The 14,578-nt window shown below is 35.7% G+C and carries 11 protein-coding genes; 9 read left to right on the forward strand and 2 right to left on the reverse strand.

Going from position 1 to position 14,578, the window contains the following annotated elements; genetic code table 11:
• Window positions 1–345: 345 nt before the first annotated feature.
• From FD26_RS05265 to FD26_RS05275, 3 genes are all read left to right on the forward strand, one after another.
• The gene (locus tag FD26_RS05265; RefSeq protein WP_057867381.1) at window positions 346–1,098 is read left to right on the forward strand and encodes an MIP/aquaporin family protein; all 753 of its coding nucleotides are present in this window, start codon (window positions 346–348) and stop codon (window positions 1,096–1,098) included.
• 501 nt (window positions 1,099–1,599) lie between these two features.
• Complete coding sequence (fabV, locus tag FD26_RS05270) at window positions 1,600–2,811, forward strand: enoyl-ACP reductase FabV (RefSeq protein ID WP_057867382.1); 1,212 nt, start codon at window positions 1,600–1,602, stop codon at window positions 2,809–2,811.
• Window positions 2,812–2,897: 86 nt separating this feature from the next.
• Complete coding sequence (locus tag FD26_RS05275) at window positions 2,898–4,493, forward strand: acyl CoA:acetate/3-ketoacid CoA transferase (protein WP_057867383.1); 1,596 nt, start codon at window positions 2,898–2,900, stop codon at window positions 4,491–4,493.
• A gap of 163 nt (window positions 4,494–4,656) precedes the next feature.
• Here the strand turns inward: FD26_RS05275 and FD26_RS05280 are convergent, their stop codons facing one another.
• Window positions 4,657–5,562 carry a LysR family transcriptional regulator gene (locus FD26_RS05280; RefSeq protein ID WP_057867384.1) on the reverse strand — a complete coding sequence of 302 codons (906 nt, stop codon included), beginning with the start codon at window positions 5,560–5,562 and terminating at the stop codon, window positions 4,657–4,659.
• 158 nt (window positions 5,563–5,720) lie between these two features.
• Here FD26_RS05280 and FD26_RS05285 point away from each other — a divergent pair, with 158 nt between their 5' ends.
• The 5 genes from FD26_RS05285 (at window position 5,721) to FD26_RS05305 (ending at window position 12,581) form a co-directional block, all read left to right on the forward strand.
• Window positions 5,721–6,500: an alpha/beta fold hydrolase gene (locus FD26_RS05285; protein WP_057867385.1), complete on the forward strand. Its 780-nt coding sequence runs from the start codon at window positions 5,721–5,723 to the stop codon at window positions 6,498–6,500.
• Window positions 6,501–7,190: 690 nt separating this feature from the next.
• On the forward strand, window positions 7,191–8,126 hold the full coding sequence (locus FD26_RS05290; RefSeq protein ID WP_057867386.1) for a nitronate monooxygenase: 936 nt from the start codon (window positions 7,191–7,193) through the stop codon (window positions 8,124–8,126).
• A 127-nt stretch (window positions 8,127–8,253) separates the two neighbouring features.
• Window positions 8,254–9,753, forward strand: coding sequence for a glycerol kinase GlpK (gene glpK / locus FD26_RS05295; protein WP_057867387.1), 1,500 nt, complete (start codon window positions 8,254–8,256; stop codon window positions 9,751–9,753).
• 56 nt (window positions 9,754–9,809) lie between these two features.
• The gene (locus FD26_RS05300) at window positions 9,810–11,588 is read left to right on the forward strand and encodes an FAD-dependent oxidoreductase (protein WP_057867388.1); all 1,779 of its coding nucleotides are present in this window, start codon (window positions 9,810–9,812) and stop codon (window positions 11,586–11,588) included.
• Window positions 11,589–11,633: 45 nt separating this feature from the next.
• Complete coding sequence (locus FD26_RS05305; RefSeq protein WP_057867389.1) at window positions 11,634–12,581, forward strand: FAD:protein FMN transferase; 948 nt, start codon at window positions 11,634–11,636, stop codon at window positions 12,579–12,581.
• Window positions 12,582–12,644: 63 nt separating this feature from the next.
• Here FD26_RS05305 and FD26_RS05310 read toward each other — a convergent pair whose 3' ends face one another.
• A complete protein-coding gene (locus FD26_RS05310) occupies window positions 12,645–13,643 on the reverse strand; it encodes a LacI family DNA-binding transcriptional regulator (RefSeq protein ID WP_057867390.1) in 999 nt (332 codons plus the stop codon).
• Between the two features lie 185 nt (window positions 13,644–13,828).
• Here FD26_RS05310 and FD26_RS05315 point away from each other — a divergent pair, with 185 nt between their 5' ends.
• Window positions 13,829–14,551: a PTS mannose/fructose/sorbose/N-acetylgalactosamine transporter subunit IIC gene (locus FD26_RS05315; protein ID WP_057867391.1), complete on the forward strand. Its 723-nt coding sequence runs from the start codon at window positions 13,829–13,831 to the stop codon at window positions 14,549–14,551.
• Window positions 14,552–14,578 lie beyond the last annotated feature (27 nt).

Consider the following 14,578-nt stretch of genomic DNA (forward strand, 5'->3'; position numbering starts at 1 on the left):
CAGCAAGTACTTTCGAAATTCATATTAGAGTTAAATTTTTAAAATGCAAATTTTCGTTCAAGAAAGTAAAAAGTAAAAAGCCTTGAATACAGTATTTACTCTCGACAAAAAAAATTTTTTATGAGTAGAAGTTTGTGAAAAGATTACATCTTCAAATAATGTAAACGCTATCACGATGGTGATTTAGAGCACATATAACATATAGTTATGAAAAGTATGAATAAATATCAATATTTACGTAGCAAATTTTCTCCGTTATAGTTCAATTTGCTAAGTTGATTCGCCATGAAATGATTAAAGTATTGATCTATATTTTGACTTAGTAAAAAATTGGGGGTGTTTTAAATGAGCGGAACATGGGATGCTCGTTTTGCGGCTGAATTCTTTGGAACTATGATATTGGTATTATTCGGAAATGGTGCGGTTGCGAACTCATTTCTAAAAGACACAACAGGTAATGGAGAGAATGGACAAGCTAATGGTGGTTGGATCTTTATTGCCGTAGGTTACGGTTTAGGTGTAATGATTCCTGCAATGATGTTTGGTTCAATTTCGGGAAATCATTTAAATCCTGCCATCACAATTGCTCAAGCGGCAGCGGGAATTTTTCCTTGGGCAAAAGTTGCGCCATATGTTATTTTTCAATTTTTAGGGGCCATGGTTGGACAATTATTAGTCTTAGTTATTTATTGGCCTTATTACAAGAGGACTCGAGATGAGGGGGCAATATTTGCAACCTTCTCAACCGGCGATACTGCTGGAAGTACTATGAATGGTTTTTGGACTGAAGCAATTGGTACAGGAATTTTAACATTTGCTGCGATGGGACTATATCGTGGAATGTTCTTTAAACAAAGCATTGATATTGCTAATATCGGTGTAGGTTTAGTGATTACAACATTAGTCATGTCAGTTGGTGGACCAACAGGTCCAGCGTTGAATCCGGCCCGTGATTTAGGACCAAGAATTGTCCATGCATTAATGCCAGTACCTAATAAAGGAAATTCTAATTGGAATTATAGTTGGGTTCCAGTAGTGGCTCCAATAGCTGGAGCAGTGATTGGAATTTTTATTTATAAAATGTTCTTTGGATTATAAACTTCTATGGATAAGAACCTTAAGCAATAGAAAATCAGTACGACAATCATCTCAAATGATTATCGTACTGATTTTTTTATAGAAATTTGATACAACAAATGATTTTAAATTTACAAGAGTATTCTAAATAGTCAAATTTAAGATTATAAATAATCGATAAAATAGCAATATTTTATAACATGCAATATCTTGTTGTCTATTTAAAGCCTAACGGGCTGCGATTACTGATAGATCAGGATTATAACTGAATGTTATACGCTTGATAAACAAGTAATATTGGTTTGCTATATTGTAAAGGCTTACATTAGCAAGTGAAGATAGTTATAGATATCACAATGTGATTTAGCTATCGAGGTTTTCAATTCAAATGAGCGGAATCATTTTAAGTTATCAAAAAACATTTGAAAACTCAAACGCCAGCGAGTACTTTCAATCAAATGTTAAAAGATAATAATTGACTTCATTCATTCAATTAATTTATTAACAAAGGTGGAGTTGAATATGTCAGATACTATGGTAAAAATCACTGAAAAGCTCAAAGGAAATGTCGCTCGTTCAGTTAATCCAGAGGGTTGTCGTCAGGAAATACTTAATCAAATCGCCTATGTACAAGGCAAAGGTCATTATGAGGGTGCCAAAAAGGCTTTGATTATTGGGGGGTCATCAAGTTATGGACTTGCTAGTCGAATTACAACAGCTTTTGGTCAAGGAGCTGACACAATCGGAGTATCCTTCGAACGACCACCACGTGATGAAAATATGCTCGGAACTGCCGGTTGGTATAACAACATTTACTTCCGTCAGGAAGCTGAAAAAGCAGGACTGATTGGTAAAAACTTCATTGGGGATGCATTTGCTCAAGATATGAAGGATCAAGTCATTCAGTATATTAAAGATAGTTTTGGTGGCAAGATCGATTTACTAGTCTACTCAGTTGCTGCACCCAAGCGGACTAATCCTGATAACCCGGATGAAACATGGCGCTCAGTTATCAAGAGTGTGGGAAAGCCTGTTACTGGTGAAAACATTAATCTTGAAGAGAATAAATTATTTGAGCAAACTGTTGAACCAGCTACAGACGATGAAGTTGAAGCTACTAAGCATGTTATGGGTGGCGAAGATTGGGAGATTTGGGTTGACGAATTGAAACAAGCCGGCGTATTGGCAGACGGTTTCAAGACAATTCTTTACTCCTACATTGGACCTAAGAGTACCTATGATTTTTACCATGAAGGAACTTTGGGAGCTGCAAAAGATGCTGCTGAAGAATCATCGCATAAAATTCAAGACAAGATCAAGGATATTGATGGTGAAGCTCTAATTTCTGTATCTCGTGCCGTTACTACAAAGGCATCTGTTGTTATTCCTATTTTCCCAATGTATTGTATTGCACTTTATAAAGTTGAAGAAGAGACAGGAACACATGAGACACCAATTATGCATAAGGATCGATTATTCCGTGACATGGTTTATGGGAGCCGTCGCGAAATAGATGATCGAGGTCGTTTGCGTCCTGATGCTTGGGAACAACGCAAAGATATCCAAGAAAAAGTTTCTGAATTAATGACAAAGATCACTCCTGAAAACTTTAATAGTTCACTAACTGGCTACGCTGAATTTAGAAGAGAATTCATGCAGTTAAATGGCTTTGAAGTTCCTGGCGCTGACATTGACGCTGTTGATTTGGATGAATTAATGAAATTGAGACCATAATATTTTTTCGAATAGCATCTTACCTATAACTTTCAAAGCAGTAGGTAGTTGTGATCGATGAGTAAGAAAAGGATGGGGTGTTTTTAATGACTGTACAATTTATTAACAGTGAAAAGGCTGCAGAGCTTATTCCTGATAATGCAACCATTGCTTTGGAAGGATTCTTAGGTTCAGATGTTGCTGAGGAAATTCTGGAAAATATTCGTAAGAGATATGATAAAGAAGGGCATCCAAAGAGCCTAGAAGTATGGCATGCATCAGGTATTGGCGATGGCAAAGAGAGAGGTACAAATAACTTTGCTGCTAAAGGATTATTAAGAAGATTAGTTGGTGGACATTGGGCATTAGCACCACAACTAGAACCACTAGTTGCCGAAAACGACTTTGAAGCTTATAACTTCCCTCAAGGAGTTATGTCCCAAATCTTCCGTGATTCAGCTGCTCATAAGCCTATTCAAATTAGTCGAGTTGGCCTTGGAACATTCGTCGATCCAGACATTGAGGGTGGAAAGCTAAATGAAGCCGCCAAAAAAGACGATTTGGTTTCAAAGATGAAGATTCATGGTGAAGATTACTTAGCCTATGAAGTACCAAAGCCTAATATCGCTATTTTACGTGGTACGTATGCTGATGAAGACGGTAATATTACATTCGATGATGAACCTTTGACACTAGAATCAACTTCGATTGCTATGGCTGCACATAATAATGGCGGTAAGGTTTTCGTTCAGGTTAAACGTGTCTTGAAGAAAGGTTCAATGAAACCTAAAGATATTAGAATTCCTGGATTATTAGTTGATTATGTTGTAGAAACTTCAGACGTAACAATGACACAACAAAGTACTGATACACAATTTAATCCTGATTATGTCAATCAAGCTGTCGTTAAGGCAGCCGGTGCCATTAACGTACCTTTGGATGCTAAGAAAGTTATCGCAAGACGTGCCGCAATGTATAAGAATGAAAATGACAATATTGTTAATTACGGTATCGGTAAATATCCAGAAACAGTTTCTTTGATCTTAAAAGAAGAAGGAGCTGCTGAAAATATTACTACAACTGTTGAGCCCGGAACATTTGGTGGTGTACCAATGGGAGGCGGTGACTTTGGCTGTGCTATCTCACCTGAATCCACAATTGATCAACCATATATGTTTGACTTTTATGATGGTGGCGGTATTGATATTACCTTCTTAGGTTTAGCTGAATTGGATAAACTAGGAAATATTAATGTTTCTAAATTTGGACCTAAGATTGCCGGTACAGGTGGCTTTGTTAATATTACACAAAATACGCCAACTGTTGTCTTTACAGGAACCTTTACTGCCGGTGGTTTAAAAGAAGAAATTAAAGATGGCAAATTACATATTCTTCAAGAAGGTAAATTCAATAAACTTGTTGAAAATGTGGAACAGATTACATTCTCAGGTCCTGTTTCTCACGAAAACAAGCAAAATGTTTACTATATTACAGAACGTGCTGTCTTCCAGTTGGTTGACGGTGGTATTGAGTTGATTGAAATTGCTCCAGGAATGGATCTACAAAAAGATATTTTGGATCATATGGACTTCAAGCCACAAATTAGTGATGATTTGCGTTATATGGATCCACGTATCTTTGCGGAACCATTAATGGGTAACGTAACCAATCATCCTGGTGAAAAAGTGGCACTAACTGTCTAAGAATAAGTTGGTAAAAGTTAAATAAATGTAAGACGATCAAGCAACTTTTTCTGCCGAACTAAACGCAGAGTATTAAAAAGGCCGGTGCGGTGACCATTAAAAATGGTTTCCACACTGGTCTTTTTGGATGAAAGAGGGAATCTTAGTTTTTACTGAAAAAAGATTACTTATTTTGCAATTCTTTAAAGTAATCAATAAACCAATTTTGTGTATATTTAATAGCGGCATTTTGATAGACATCTTTTAAATTACACAGGCTGATACTCCATGGAAATTTGGGGTCAAAGTCGCGATGCTCAATATTTGTACCAGCATAATTTTCACCAATTGGAGAAGCGATAATGCCGACAGTATCGTCCATTTCTTGACAGATGTTCAAAATCAAATCCCAAGAACTAGTTTTGAAAAAGTAATTGGGACTGAGGTCCTTTTGTGAAAATTTTTGGTTGGTTTGAAAAGTAACCATAAAGCTATCGTCCAAAGTAACGATTTTTTCTTTAGCAACTTCTTCAAAGGGAATAGGTCCTTTGATTTTATTGAAACGGTGATTTTTATTGAACCAAACGGCGACGGAATCATTGTAAATGATTTTTTCCTGGATTGATGGATATGTGGCTGGTGAAACTAGGACAGCTAGATCAATTTCTTGAAGAATAAGTTTCTTTTGAAGTTCATAGGCACCTTTTTCAACGATTTGTAAATCAATTTGCGGATTCTCTTGAATGAATTTAGGGATGGCACGATTGAAAACAGTAGAGATGATAACTGGGGCAATCCCAATCTTAACAGTACCTCGTTTTAGATCCGAACGTTCATGGATACTTTTAAGTAAATCATTGTAATCTTGACTGATAGTTCTGCCATGTTTGATTAAATCTTCGCCGGTGGGAGTAAGACCAGTGATCCGACCCTTGCCACGAGTGAAAATCTGAATCTGTTCCACATTTTCTAATTCACTGATAAGTTTACTCAATGCCGGCTGAGAGACATTAAGCACTCTAGCACTTTTAGTAAGATTGAAATCGTTATCCACGATCGTAATTAAATATTGAATTTGATGAATGTCCATATTTAGTTCCTCCCTTTAGTAACTGTCTATTTGTAAGTGGTATAGACATGTAACCGCTTACAATTATGGCGATAATATAGCATAAAAATATAGTAGAAGTTGCGTATATCCAAACTATTCAAATAAATTAAAATCAAAGAAAGTATGAGGTAGTTAAAATGCAATTCATAACAAGCGATGGAGTAAGGCTGGAATATGACGATGTGGGCCAAGGTGAACCAATTCTAATTATGACGGGGTATGCTGGCTACAAAGAAATTTGGCGTTCTCAAGTAGAGCTATTAAGTAAAAAGTACCGAGTTATTAATCTTGATCGTAGAAATCATGGTCGGTCAGAGACAACAACTAAAGGATTAAGGATGAGCCGCCAAGGAAAAGATGTTGCTGAATTATTAGATTATTTAAGAATAAATAAGATCAATATGATGGGTAACTCAATGGGTGCAGCGACGATCTGGGCTTATTGTTCATTGTATGGCGATAAGCGAATTGACAAGATTATAAGTGTGGACCAATCACCTAAAATGATTTCAGATGAAACTTGGCCTTATGGATTATTAGATTTGAATTGGGACAACTTTCCTAATGAAGCTGAAAAAATGTATCAAGTACACACGACCTATCGAAATATTGATGATGAAACGTATAAGTTAGTTAAGACAGTTCAAAACGGAAAAAAATTTGATTATGATTTGAATCGTCCATTATTGTTTGATCATGCATTTCAGGATTGGCGGGATGTGATCAAAGACGTGAAAGCTCCAATATTATTCTTGTCAGGAAAAGAAAGTCCCTTCTGGTCTCCAAAACATGCTAAAGCCTCAGCTGAAATTTGTCAGAATGGAACAGCGATTATCGTTCCAGATTCAGGACACATTATAATGTCCGAACAACAGGAATTATTTAACACCATCATGATGGATTTCTTAGAGCAATAATCCATGAAAATTGTTTTTATATATTCAAACGACTACATCTAAATTATACGATTATTTACATGTAAAATGAGATTCAATATATATACTAATAAAAAACTATAATTTGATATTGAAGACTAATTAATGTAATCGAATGATTTTTTGATAAAATAGACCGATAAGAGTTATATATAGTGTCTATAACTAACAGTTATCGTTAAAATGCCAAAAATCATAAATAAATATTGAATATAATGCAGCATAAAGCAAAATACTTGTTTTATCTTATGATAAAGAAAAAAAGACTTTACTGTTTATCATATTATCCATAATCATAAGTTATATGTCTTAGAAAGCCTTTTGTATCAGTGATTACGGCTATAAAAAATCACTAAAACTTAGCGAAAAGCAGAAAACGCTTACAAAATCAAAATTTAAAAAAAGCTGTCATATCGGCTTTTTTAATAATTTAATAAATAGAAAAAATTTGAAGGTAATTTGCAATTAACGTAATCGATTGTATTATAAATTGTAGGAGCGCTCGAGAGATAGAGAAATGTTTTTCATAAGTAATCGTTTGCATTAATAAAATTATTGTAAGCGTAAATTGATTTTCAATAATTAGCCTAGGTAATGAAAATTAAATTTGACTTCATGAATTTCATTTATGGATTTGGTTTATCAATTTAAATTTATTGGAGGATGTTAAAAATGAATGAGGTATGTAAACTTTTAGGAATCAAGTACCCAGTTGTACAAGGAGCTATGCAAGAAGTTGCCACTGCTGAATTAGCAGCTGCTGTATCAAATGGTGGGGGACTTGGTATTATTGCAGCCGGTGGTAAGACACCTGAACAAGTGAGAGCAGAAATTCAAAAGGCTAAGAAATTAACCAAGAATACATTCGCCGTTAACTTGATGTTGATGGATCCTAACACACCAGAAGTTGTCAAAGTTGTTATTGATGAAGGTGTCAAGGTTGTCACAACTGGTGCAGGTACACCAAAGCCATATATGAAAGATTTGAAGGCTGCTGGAATTAAAGTTTGTCCTGTTATTCCTAACGTTAAAATTGCTAAGAAGATGGAAGAAATGGGCGCTGATGCTGTTATCGCCGAAGGTATGGAAGGTGGAGGTCACATTGGTGTGTTAACTTCACAAACTCTTTGGCCACAAATTGCTGATGCCGTTTCAATTCCATTGATCGCAGCTGGTGGTATTGGTGATGGACGTGGAGTTGTTAATGCCTTTGTTGCCGGTGCTAAAGGTGTTCAATGTGGAACAATCTTCTCAATTGCAAAAGAAAGTCCTGTTGGAGATAACTGGAGAAAGTTAGTTATTGATGCTACTGATACATCTACAGTTGTTGCTGGTGCCACAATCAAAGATGCTTCACGTATTATTAAAAACAACATTGCTAATAAACTAACTGAACTTGAATTGGATCAAGTATCACGTGATGAATTCAACTCAGTTATGAACGAAGGATTGAGAAATGCCGTTCAAAAAGATGATGTTGAAGATGGCTTGGTATTTAGTGGACAAATTTCAGGCTTAATTAAGGAATCATTACCTGCTGGAGAAATCGTAAAGAAATTAATGGATGAAGCACAAGAAGTTCTTAATAAAAAAATTGAATTAGCATAGTTAGATTTAGATTTATGTTAGGAGTTAATAAAAATTAACTTAGTATTTGTTATCAGAGATGGTAGCAATTGTGGGACTACTAAGATAGTCACACCTCTTTCGTAAATCCATATATGGAGAGGTTAAAATGACAGAAAAAAAATATATTTTATCAATCGATGAAGGTACGACGAGTACTCGGGCAGTAATTTTTGATCATGAAGGAAACAAAGTAATAGATTCTCAAAAGGAATTTACACAATATTTCCCAGAACCAGGTTGGGTCGAGCATGATGCTAATGAAATTTGGAATTGTGTACTATCGACAATTGCCGATGCATTTATTGAATCAGGAGTTAAACCTAGTCAAATTAGTGGTATCGGAATTACTAATCAACGTGAAACAAGTATTATTTGGGATAAAGAAACAGGTTTACCTATTTATAATGCGGTTGTTTGGCAATCACGACAGAGTTCAAAGATTGCTAATCAATTAATTGAGAAAGGCTACAAAGATCAAATCCATGAAAAAACTGGTTTGATTGTAGATGCTTATTTCTCAGCAACGAAGATTCGTTGGATCTTAGATCAAGTTCCAGGTGCACAGGAAAGAGCCGAAAAGGGCGAATTATTATTTGGAACTATTGATACGTGGCTAGTTTGGAAACTTACAGGTGGAGTGCAACATGTGACTGATTATTCTAATGCCAGTCGAACAATGTTATTTAACATTCATGACTTGGATTGGGACGAAGACATTTTAAAGATGCTAAATATCCCTAAGGTCATGCTGCCTGAAGTAAAATCTAACTCTGAAATTTATGGACATACTGCAAATTATCATTTTTATGGTAGTGAAGTGCCTATATCTGGTATGGCCGGTGACCAACAAGCTTCATTGTTTGGACAATTGGCGTTTGAACCAGGAATGGTCAAGAACACATATGGTACAGGTGCTTTCGTTGTGATGAATACCGGTGATACTCCAAAATTATCAGCTAACAACTTATTAACAACGATAGGCTACTGTGTAGATGGAAAGATGCATTATGCACTAGAAGGTAGTATTTACGTGGCAGGTTCAGCTATTCAGTGGTTACGTGACGGAATGAGGTTATTTGAACACGCTTCAGAATCACAAGCAGCTGCTGAAAAATCGACTAATGAAAATGAGGTTTATGTAGTACCTGCATTTACGGGACTAGGTGCTCCATATTGGGACTCAGATGTAAGAGGCTCAGTCTTTGGCCTAACTCGTGGAACAACCAGAGAAGATTTTATTAAAGCAACCTTGCAGTCATTGGCCTATCAAAGTCGTGATGTAATCGACACAATGAAATTAGATTCCGGCATCGATATTGCCAAACTAAAAGTTGATGGCGGTGCCGCAAATAACGATTATTTGATGCAATTCCAAGCTGATATTTTGAATACTGAAATTGATCGTTCAGCTAACTTAGAGACAACCGCTTTAGGAGCAGCATTCTTAGCAGGTTTGAGTGTCGGCTATTGGAAGAGTGTTGATGATTTAAAGAATATTCATGCAACAGGCAAGATATTTAAACCAGCTATGGGTGCAGATGAACGTGAACACCTTTACACAGGTTGGCAAAGTGCAATTAAAGCTGCACAAAGTTTTAAAAATTAAAATGCATTACAGATGATCAAATTGATTATCTTTTGCGTAGTAACGAGGGACGAACTATGACATTTTCAATTAAAAGTAGAGCAGAAGAAATAAAAAAACTAAAAACTAGAAGACTTGATTTACTAATCATTGGTGGAGGTATTACCGGAGCAGGTGTTGCTCTACAAGCCAGTGCTGCTGGCATGAGAACAGCTTTGATTGATATGCAAGACTTTGGAGCTGGTACATCATCCAGATCAACACGACTAGTTCATGGTGGAATCAGATATCTCAAGAGTTTCGACGTTGAGGTTGTTTCTGATACGGTTCAAGAACGTGCAGTTATCCAACATGTTGCACCACACGTAACTAGACCGGATCCAATGTTGCTACCAATATACGACGAACCAGGAACAACTTTCTCAATGTTTTCAGTAAAGGTAGCTATGGATCTTTACGATCGTTTAGCTGGAATAAATGAATCAGAACATTTGAAAAAGTATGCTAACTATACCTTGGATAAAGATCAAGTTTTGAAGCTAGAGCCACAATTGAATCCTGAGAATTTAGCAGGTGGTGGCATTTATCTAGATTACTTGAACAATGATTCACGTTTAGTTATTGAAAACATTAAAAAGGCCCATGAATTGGGTGGTCTAATGGTTAGTCGTATGAAAGCCGTTAAGGTTATTCATAATCAATTCGGCAATGCATGTGGTGTAACTGTTAAAGATATGCTTAGTGGCGAAGAATTTGATGTCAAAGCTAAGATTGTACTCAATGCTTCAGGTCCATGGTCAGACTTTGTTAAAGACTTGGATGACAAGCATGATAAAGCTAAGACACAAATGCGTCCAACCAAAGGTGTACATTTAGTTGTTGATCAATCTAAGCTAAATGTTCCTAAGCCAACATACTTCGGTTCAGGTACTAATGATGGTCGAATGATCTTTACTATTCCAAGAGACGGCAAGACTTACTTTGGTACAACAGATACTGACTTTAAGGGCGACTTAACTCATCCTAAAGTTGAACAAAGTGACGTAGACTATTTGCTTAAGATCATCAATAAAAAGTATCCAGAAGCTCACATTACATTAGATGATGTTGAATCTAGTTGGGCTGGTGTCAGACCACTTGTTGCCGAAGAACCTGCTCCGGTTGATGATAAAAAAGAAGAGGAAAAACCAGATGTAGTTTCTGGTGCTAGTGATTCGGGAAGTCATAAATTAACAGCTTCTCAAGTTTCTAGAGGAAGTTCTTTGAAACGTGCTGATGATGGCTTAATTACCTTAGCTGGTGGTAAGTTGACTGACTATCGTAAGATGGCTGACGGTGCTATGAAGATGATTATTGAAATCATGAACTCACAGTATGCCCGTGATTATAAGCCAGTTGATTCAGCTAATATCAAAGTTTCCGGTGGTGATTTTGATTCAGATCATGCTGAAGAAGAATTGAAGAAATACGCACAAGAGGCAGTTGCTGCAGGGGTAGATCCTGTTGGCGCTGAAAAGATGGCCAACATTTTTGGTTCAAATACTGAAGCTGTGATTGCTGATGCCAAAAATGTCAAAGCTATTCCGGGATTGAGCTTGGCAGAAACATTGAGTTTACATTATTCAATGGAAAATGAAATGACTCTAACCCCAGAAGATTATCTCTTCCGTCGTACGAACAATCTATTGTTCAATCATGATGAAATTAAGAGCATCAAAGATGGCGTTATTAGTGAAATGGCCAGATATTATGATTGGTCTGACGATCAAATCAAAGATTACACCGAAAAAACTAACGAATTGATCAGTGAAGCAGAATTGGATTATTTAAAGGACGCTAAAACAGTTCAAGCATAAAAAGTTAGTTACTGAATAAGAAATTTTGCGATTGGGAGTTTTACTATGTCGAATTTTACTAATACCTATCACGCATTAGGTACAGAGATAAAATTAACCGTATTTCAAGAAGGGCAAGTACCAGCTCTTGATAAAGCATATGATTTGATTCAATATTGTGAGGATTTGTTGACTGTTAATCGAACCAAATCAGAAATTATGTCGATAAATCAGGCTTCTGGTAAATATGCTGTGCCAGTATCACAGATTAGTTATGATCTGGTAAAAGAAGCAGTAAGAGTAAGCCAAGAGAATCATGGCTTTAACGCAGCTATTGGACCGTTAGTAAAATTATGGCATATAGGATTTTCAGACGCAGAGGTTCCTAGTGAAAATGAGATAGATCATCGTTTAAAACTAACCAATCCTGGACGGATTATGTTAAATGATCGAGAGAGATCAGTCTACTTATTGGATGAAGGAATGGAATTGGATTTAGGCGGCATTGCCAAGGGATATATTGCTGATGCTATAAAAAAGCTATGGCTAGAAAATGGCATTGATCAAGGAATCATCGATTTAGGAGGGAATGTTCTCCTAGTGGGTAAGAGTGATCATGAAAGCGGACTTTGGAATGTTGGTGTACAATCGCCATTCGATACCAGGGATGATTATTTAGGTGTTTTAAAGACAATGGATTATTCCATAGTTACTTCTGGAATATACGAAAGATTTTTGAATAAAAAAGGACACAGCTATCATCATATTATGGATCCTAAAACAGGCTATCCAGTAAAAACAGATTTACTGGGTGTCACCGTAGTCAGTCCGCGATCGATTGATGGCGAGATATGGTCAAGTTTAGGGTTTTATAATAACTACGCAGGTACTTTAAAATTATTAGATAATAATTCAATAGGTTTGATTTTTGTTTACAAAGATAGAACTATTCGCTTAACTGATAACTTAAAAAAGAAGTTTACGCTTACAGATACATCTTTTACATTGGTTTAGCGGGTAATTAAAAAAAGAAGCTAGAAAATCCCAAGTGTATTGGGATTTTTTAGCTTCTTTTAATTAAGACAATTTCTTGCTACTTTCTCTTAAAGTTAATGTAGTTCCGATGGTAAGTTTTACTGAATGTTTTAAACTTTTATCTTTAATTTTCAATAGTAAGTCAACAGCATCACTGCCCATTTCCTGTTTATCTACTTCAATAGTGCTGAGGCTGGGTGAAAGATAGTTATCAATTGCAGAACCATTGAATCCTACAATACTAACCCGATCAGGGATGCTTATGTGTTGTTCTTCTAAGGCTCTTATTGCACCAACAGCTAGTTCATCACTGGCAATGAAAAAAGCAGTTGGTAAATTTCTTCCAAGCTTTTTAATTGCCTTATTCATTAAGGCATAACCACTATCAATGTTAAATGGTCCTTTAAAAATATAATTTTGGTTGAAGAGATTACTAATTGACATATATTTAATAAAAGCCATTTCCCTAGGATCATAAAGCTTTTGGTTATCCGTGGTTTCTTCTTGTCCAGCTATCATACCAATCTTAGAATGTTTGTTTTTTGTAAAGTGATTAATAATTTTAAATACGGAACTATCAAAATCCGTAGTCACACAACTTACTTCATAACGCATCGTATCTGAATCTACAACTACTATTGGAACATCCAAAGATTTTAATTGTTTAATTTGGTCCGGGCTATATTTACCAATAGCAACAATGCCATCAGTATTTTTAATATTATCAAATTCTTCAAAAGAAAAAATATTCTTTATTTTGTAGTTATTTTCACGTAAACGTTTTTCAACGCCCCAACGAATGGAAAGATAGTAAAGATCATTAATTTCCTGTTCCCTTGTATACCACTGGATAACTGAAATAGTTCCAATGGCAGTTGGAATTTTCTTTTTATATTTTGTGTAATTTAAGGAATCTGCAACGTCAAATATTTTTTTTCTAGTTTCAGAGCTGACTTGGAGTTTTTGATCGTTGTTTAGAACTCTAGAAACAGTCGCATTCGAAACACCAGCTGCTTTGGCTATATCGTTAATAGTACTCATAATGAACACACACCTAATCAATTAATGATAATAGAAATATTAGTTTAGTTTTAGTAGATATTCAAATATTTTTACTTAACATTTCTTTTTTTTACTAAATTTTTATTGATTTTTAGTAATATTTGCGATATAAATTTAAGCGAAAGGTAAACGCTTTCATACATATGAATTTGGAGGATTGGAAAATGGCATCTAATATTTCTGTTATACAAATTATTTTATTGACTGTTTTAGCGACCTTATGTGCGTTAGATGCGTATATGTTTGCAGGTTTTCAACTAAGTAAACCTATTATTGCCGGGTTCCTTGCCGGAATTATTATGGGTGATATGAAAACTGGTTTAGTTGTTGGGGCAACCTTACAATTAATGGTTCTTGGAATTGGTACTTTCGGTGGTGCTTCAATACCTGATTTTGCTTCGGGAGCAATTATTGGTACTGCACTGGGAGTTGTAAGTGGAAAAGGTATTGAATTTGCAATTGGTGTTTCAGTTCCCGTTGGTTTGTTATTAGTTCAATTGGATATTTTAGCAAGATTTATTGCTATTTACTTTACACATAGAGCTGATAGACATGTTGAACGTGGCGAGTACAACAAGATGAGTATGGATGCGTGGTTAACCTTAATTCCATATGGTCTTTCTCGTGCTTTACCAGTTGGTTTATCTCTAGCCTTTGGTAATAGTGTTGTAAAGCTTGTTCTAGACTATGCTCCTGATTGGTTGATGGGTGGCTTGAAGTTAGCTGGAGCTGTTCTTCCAGTTGTTGGTATCGCTATTCTATTGCATTACTTACCAATTAAGAAATTTGCCCCATATTTAATTGCTGGTTATTTCCTAGCAGCATACTTGAAGATTCCAATGATGGGAATTGCGATTGTCGGTGTTATTGCTGCAATGATCTATTAGAGAGCGTAAAATATCTTGTGTAAATGC

The organism is Companilactobacillus crustorum JCM 15951 (assembly GCF_001434585.1).
Taxonomy (GTDB): Bacteria; Bacillota; Bacilli; order Lactobacillales; family Lactobacillaceae; genus Companilactobacillus; species Companilactobacillus crustorum.

What these genes read in the sequence shown, in the direction of transcription:
- FD26_RS05275 (WP_057867383.1), top strand. Translation starts at nt 2,898, where the DNA reads ATGACTGTACAATTTATTAACAGTGAAAAGGCTGCAGAGCTTATTCCT.
- fabV (WP_057867382.1), top strand. Translation starts at nt 1,600, where the DNA reads ATGTCAGATACTATGGTAAAAATCACTGAAAAGCTCAAAGGAAATGTC.
- FD26_RS05305 (WP_057867389.1), top strand. Translation starts at nt 11,634, where the DNA reads ATGTCGAATTTTACTAATACCTATCACGCATTAGGTACAGAGATAAAA.
- FD26_RS05300 (WP_057867388.1), top strand. Translation starts at nt 9,810, where the DNA reads ATGACATTTTCAATTAAAAGTAGAGCAGAAGAAATAAAAAAACTAAAA.
- FD26_RS05280 (WP_057867384.1), bottom strand. Translation starts at nt 5,562, where the DNA reads ATGGACATTCATCAAATTCAATATTTAATTACGATCGTGGATAACGAT.
- FD26_RS05265 (WP_057867381.1), top strand. Translation starts at nt 346, where the DNA reads ATGAGCGGAACATGGGATGCTCGTTTTGCGGCTGAATTCTTTGGAACT.
- FD26_RS05285 (WP_057867385.1), top strand. Translation starts at nt 5,721, where the DNA reads ATGCAATTCATAACAAGCGATGGAGTAAGGCTGGAATATGACGATGTG.
- FD26_RS05315 (WP_057867391.1), top strand. Translation starts at nt 13,829, where the DNA reads ATGGCATCTAATATTTCTGTTATACAAATTATTTTATTGACTGTTTTA.
- FD26_RS05310 (WP_057867390.1), bottom strand. Translation starts at nt 13,643, where the DNA reads ATGAGTACTATTAACGATATAGCCAAAGCAGCTGGTGTTTCGAATGCG.
- FD26_RS05290 (WP_057867386.1), top strand. Translation starts at nt 7,191, where the DNA reads ATGAATGAGGTATGTAAACTTTTAGGAATCAAGTACCCAGTTGTACAA.
- glpK (WP_057867387.1), top strand. Translation starts at nt 8,254, where the DNA reads ATGACAGAAAAAAAATATATTTTATCAATCGATGAAGGTACGACGAGT.